This window comes from Niastella sp., assembly GCF_045805085.1.
GTDB lineage: Bacteria > Bacteroidota > Bacteroidia > Chitinophagales > Chitinophagaceae > Niastella.
In genome coordinates, this window is sequence record NZ_JBJMLX010000246.1 from 1 (window position 1) to 5,497 (window position 5,497).

At 42.7% G+C, this 5,497-nt stretch carries 6 protein-coding genes; 1 reads left to right on the forward strand and 5 read right to left on the reverse strand.

Annotation, left to right across the window (positions count from 1 at the left end):
* The 3 genes from lepA to ACJ751_RS12730 form a co-directional block, all read right to left on the reverse strand.
* A partial coding sequence (gene lepA, locus ACJ751_RS12720) for a translation elongation factor 4 (protein WP_407745873.1) occupies window positions 1-1,416 on the reverse strand: 1,416 nt, incomplete at its 3' end.
* A gap of 90 nt (window positions 1,417-1,506) precedes the next feature.
* Complete coding sequence (locus ACJ751_RS12725) at window positions 1,507-1,725, reverse strand: hypothetical protein (protein ID WP_407745874.1); 219 nt, start codon at window positions 1,723-1,725, stop codon at window positions 1,507-1,509.
* Between the two features lie 85 nt (window positions 1,726-1,810).
* The gene (locus ACJ751_RS12730) at window positions 1,811-2,122 is read right to left on the reverse strand and encodes a hypothetical protein (RefSeq protein ID WP_407745875.1); all 312 of its coding nucleotides are present in this window, start codon (window positions 2,120-2,122) and stop codon (window positions 1,811-1,813) included.
* 565 nt (window positions 2,123-2,687) lie between these two features.
* Between ACJ751_RS12730 and ACJ751_RS12735 the strand changes: the two genes are divergently transcribed.
* Window positions 2,688-3,560 carry a sigma-70 family RNA polymerase sigma factor gene (locus ACJ751_RS12735; protein ID WP_407745876.1) on the forward strand — a complete coding sequence of 291 codons (873 nt, stop codon included), beginning with the start codon at window positions 2,688-2,690 and terminating at the stop codon, window positions 3,558-3,560.
* A gap of 84 nt (window positions 3,561-3,644) precedes the next feature.
* Here ACJ751_RS12735 and ACJ751_RS12740 read toward each other — a convergent pair whose 3' ends face one another.
* Together ACJ751_RS12740 and ACJ751_RS12745 are read right to left on the reverse strand one after the other, a co-directional pair.
* Window positions 3,645-4,010 carry a hypothetical protein gene (locus ACJ751_RS12740; RefSeq protein ID WP_407745877.1) on the reverse strand — a complete coding sequence of 122 codons (366 nt, stop codon included), beginning with the start codon at window positions 4,008-4,010 and terminating at the stop codon, window positions 3,645-3,647.
* Between the two features lie 121 nt (window positions 4,011-4,131).
* Window positions 4,132-4,662, reverse strand: a complete 531-nt coding sequence (locus ACJ751_RS12745; protein WP_407745878.1) for a hypothetical protein — start codon at window positions 4,660-4,662, stop codon at window positions 4,132-4,134.
* Between the last annotated feature and the right edge of the window lie 835 nt (window positions 4,663-5,497).

Sequence of the window (5,497 nt, forward strand, 5' to 3'; positions counted from 1 at the left end):
ATGGTAATCGAAGGAGGCGTATCCACGAGTTTGGCTCTTCAATTTATCGTAGAAGTCGAATACGATCTCAGTCAGGGGCATCTCAAACTGCAGCTCTACCCGTGTAGTGGTCAGGTAGCTTTGGTTCAACAGGATGCCGCGTTTGCCCAGGCAAAGCGTCATGATATTACCGATGTACTCGGGCTTTGTAATGATCTGGGCCTTGATGTATGGTTCTTCAATCCTGTCTGTTTTTACAGGATCGGGAAATTCTGTAGGGTTGTTCACGATTACCTTTTCGCCATTTGTAGTATAGGCAATAAAGCTCACGTTAGGAACGGTGGTGATAACAGTTTGGTTAAACTCACGCTCCAGTCTTTCCTGGATGATCTCCATGTGCAGCATACCCAGGAAACCGCATCGGAAACCGAAGCCCAGGGCCTGGGAAGTTTCCAATTCATAAGTAAGGGAAGCGTCATTAAGCTGGAGCTTGTCCATACAGTCACGCAATTCCTCAAACTCATCAGTATTCACAGGAAAGATACCGGCAAATACCATTGGTTTCACTTCCTGGAAACCTTTGATCATTTCCTGTGTAGGTTTATTTTTGAGGGTAATAGTATCACCCACTTTTACTTCTTTTGCATTCTTGATACCGGTAATGAGGTACCCTACATCGCCTGCACTTACTTCTTTCTTCTCTGTCATCTTCAACTTGAGGATACCTACTTCAGCGGCCTCGTAATCCATGTCGGTAGACACGAATCTTACAATATCGCCTTTGCGGATGGTGCCATTCAGTACCCGGAAGTAAACAATGATACCGCGAAAGCTATTAAACACGCTGTCGAAGACCAGGGCCTGCAGGGGCTCTTCAGGATTTCCTTTAGGCGCCGGGATGCGTTCCACAATTGCTTTCAAAATGCCATCCACACCAATGCCTGTACGTCCGCTGGCTAGCAGGATGTCCTCCGGTTTGCAGCCGATCAGTTCAATGATCTGGTCCTTTACCTCTTCGATCATGGCGCCATCCATATCAATTTTATTGATAACAGGGATGATCTCCAGGTTGTTATCTATGGCCAGGTACAGGTTGCTGATGGTTTGGGCCTGAATACCCTGGGTGGCGTCAACCAGCAACAGGGCGCCTTCACAGGCAGCCAGTGCGCGGCTAACTTCGTAACTAAAGTCTACGTGTCCGGGGGTGTCGATCAGGTTCAGGATAAATTCCTGACCATCGGTATGTTTATAGTTAATTTGAATGGCGTGGCTCTTGATAGTGATCCCTTTTTCCCTTTCCAGGTCCATATCGTCCAGAACCTGGTCCATCATTTCGCGTTCACTGATGGTGTTGGTAGTTTGTAACAGTCTGTCTGCCAGGGTACTTTTACCGTGGTCAATATGGGCGATAATGCAAAAATTGCGGATATTCTTCATTAAGTCGATTGTCTCCTTTAAAATACCCGCAAAAGTAACTGATTTTAGTGGGATTATGGAGAGAAACCGGGTGAATTCAGGTTATGGTTTTCAGGAAATATAGCGGCTAAGGATATTTGTGTATAGCAACTGGTTACGGGAACCTATGGCTACCATCCGGAATGCATAATTGACGCCCAGCGGCAAACTTTTTATCGTTTTTTTGCAGCGGGTGCCAGGAATGCTTTGCCAGATACTTTCTGACGTTACCGGGTTAGGTGTCCATTGGTACAGGTACGACCGGGCGCCTTTCACCCGGCTTATCTGCATAATTATTTCACCCGGATTAGGCCCTGGTTTAATTTCAAAATTGGCAGGTGCTTTAATTACAATTTCGTCCCCCGTTTTATACAAATCAAAACCACTGCTTAACAAAAAGTGTTTCCGCCCCTTTAGATTCGGTAATAACAAAATTGCCTACCTGTTTTAGTTTTTGGATCAATAAAATCCTGATGCTGTTTTTTATAGCGACCTTTTCCATGTCTCTTGACATGGCATCTACTACTGCGGACTGGAATTGCCTGGTTATTTCATGCAATTCAATTATAAGCATGCCGGGATCGGGGAAACATTCATTGTCTGTCATTTTATTTGCGACAGTATAAGCCAACATACCCAGGTCTGGGTCCCTGGTTTCCTTAAAGTTCAGTACTAATTTCTTTTTCATGCAGTTGTTTTACAGTGAATGAAGTAACATTCGCATTCCTTTTGGCATGTTTGCCGGGATCTTCCCCTGTAAAAATCAATTGCTGCTAATTAGAGTGGCTGAACCTGTTATCAATTGTCAATATTCTGGAACTTTTCATTGACAGTAGGGTATAAATTTAAGCATTTTTCGAGAAAAAGAGACAAGTTGCCGTTTTGCTGCCCATTCCTTTCAAGAAATACATTTTCTCTAAAAGGAAATATGGTTCCTTTAAAGAATTTTCTATTCCTTTCAACTATATCAAATTCCTTTAAAGAATTTTCTATGCCTTTCAATTATATCAAATTCCTATAAAGAATATAAATAACCTTGAAAGAAATCCGTAACCCCTGAAACCTCTCTACTTTCCTTTAAAGAAAATAGTATCCCCTGAAAGAAAAGTAAATACCTGTAAGGAATTTTGAATTCCTTGAAAAACAGCTCATCACCCTACTGCAATAGTCTGATTATTAGCCTTAAAATGGCCCAATTTAAAAAATCAACTAATAAACGCACTCTTCGAAAACAGGCTTCCCTACATTTGCATATGGATTCCCTGCGACCTTTGCTCACTTCCTACGCTTATAACATCCTCGGTTCTTACGAGGATGCGAAAGATGTTGTACAGGATGTTTTATTAGAGATGATCAACCGTCCTGATGCTGATATTCAGAATGAAAAGGCGTATTTAACCCGGTCGGTGATTAACCGTGCCATCAATGCGCGTAACAAATTGCAGAAGATGCGATCGGGTTATCCCGGTAACTGGTTGCCCGAACCGGTGGCTACCGAAACAGCTGATGGCGATCTGAACCAAAGGGACATTCTCTCCTACTCCCTGATGGTTTTGCTTGAAAAACTGGATGCTAAACAACGGGCGGTCTTTATATTGAAAGTAGCGTTTAATTATGATCATGAGGAGATCGCCGAAGTGCTGGACATCAGCGTTGAAAACTCAAGAAAAATACTCACCCGGGCCCGCGCAATCCTTCATAATGAGCCAATTAAGGAAGTGGCTTTAACATCTGTTGATTACCTGGACAAATACATTGATGTGATCCGGAGCGGGGATGTTAAAAGACTGGAACAGCTGCTGACCAATGATGTGATGGTTGTTTCGGATGGTGGTGGTAAGGTGGCTGCTGCGCTGAACCCGCTGGTGGGTGTGGAAAGTGCTTCGGCTTTTCTTGCGGGTATTTATAATAAGTTTTACCAGGGTATTCAGGCTGAGAAGGGTATGGTGAACCATCACCCTGCCCTGTTTTATTACGCGGATGGCCAGCTGGTAACTTGCCAGATCTTCGAATGGCGGAATGAAAAAATACACCGGGTTTATTTTGTTAGAAATCCGGATAAACTGGCTGCGTTGAGTGAGGACCGAAAGAAATGGAAGAATGAAAAATCAGAAACAGAGAAATGAATAAGGAAAGGCCGAAGTAAGAGGTAAGAAGTACGAAAATCGGGTTCTTCTTACCTCCTACTTCATACTTCCTACCTCGCGATCTTATGCTGTTGGCTGTCTTAACGACCAGCCATTTATTACCAGGTCCTGCACGGCTTCGTTTCGTTTGGCGCCCTGCTCTGGGGGATAAATGCCTTTATCACATGCCAGTTTTGCTTGTAACCACCCGGAACCGCCGAAGCCAATAATAAAACCGGCAAAAATGCCAAAGATGCCCGCAACGCCCCAGATGGCGAAGCTCAGTATTACTACCGCTATCGCAATACCCCAGGCAATTTGCGCTGCCCTGCCAGCAGCATGAATGTGTATTGACTTGCAACTTTTGCATCTTGGAATTCCTACAGGAAGCTTATTGTATTTTACCGAGCGGTAAACAATTACATTGGTTCTGTCATTCTCTTTAAACATACGTATGAAAAAGATGACTTCCAAAATGCTCGAATGTCCCGTTTCACAATACTGACATTTTGTCTCTGTTGGTTCCAGTCTTTTTCTTTCTTTGTTGAAGATATACATAGGGTAAATTGGTTTAGTTGTTTTCTACGTTGGCGTATACTGTTTTGGATATAGTGTAATAGATGAGTAAGGCCGGCAATGCTGAGATAATTATGGGGATCAGCACCTCAATTTTGATATAGCTTGTTCTTCCGGCAAAATAGAAGTTATAGACAAATGGAAAAACAACAGGCATTATAATGCTCGCTAATACCCCGGCAATGGGTTTGGTCTTAAACGAAAAATAACCTGCTATACCTGATGCTGCCATAGCAACGCTTAACCAGAGTGGCGATGTAACCTCAAATACGGGTCCAAATGAGGATATCAACATGATGGCAATGACAAGCACCTTTTGCGTCTCCTCGTTGTTACTGCGTTTAATCACCCTGTTAAACACTTCTTTCTTATACTTTTTAAATTCTGCTACGATCAAAGCTTTTGCCACATCAGGTTCATAGCCTTCATTCACGAGTTTGATGATTGCTGCTTCTGCTGAAAATTTGCCCTGGGTAAATGAAAGTCTTAGGTCATCTTTTTGTTGTGGGGAAAGGGTACGGTTCATTTATTGGGTGTTTGGTTGTTTCACATAGGAATGGGTTTTCAAGTATCCTTTACGTCAACAAGAAACAAATTTTTAATTAAAGATGCAAGCAACGCCCTTCCCCTGGCAATATTCACCATTTCCCTTTAGCGTAAACGGCGAATTAACAATTGTTATGGTAACATATATTAGCCACGAAGAGGTATCTGGTTGCAGGTACTCCCCTTGTTTATTGTTATACTAACACATAATGCTAAGTAGTTGTGCTTATTGGTTTCAGGCATTAATAATCAATTGATAGAAGCAGATAGGCCAAAATTTGCAAAAGGGTGGTTGGGGAGTGTATTTTTACATCGTTATAACAATCGAATGCAAATGAAACCGAAACCGAATCCTGAACCGTAACAGGTAGACCCTAAAGAGTCCCAAACTTATCCGAACCCTGAACCCTGAACCTTGAGATCTGAGCTGTAGCACGTAGACCTTAAAAGACCCAAATAATAGCAACCCAATCCGTACCCGTTAAGGCCTGATTTTCTAGCAACCCTGAAGTAGCAAATCCAAAAATCCAGAGAAAAACCAAATCGAACCCTTTAAGCCGAATCCAGTTACTCTTTGAACACTAAACCGAACCCCTGAAACGACAAGATCCAAAAATCCAGAGAAAAACCAAACCGAACCCTTTAAGCCGAATCCAGTTACTCTTTGAACACCAAACCGAACCCCTGAAACGACAAGATCGAAAAATCCAGAGAAAAACTAAACCGAACCCTTGAAACCAAATCCAATTACTCTTTGAAACCCTAAACCAAACCCTAGCAACGACAAGATCCAAAAATCCAGAGAAAAACTAACC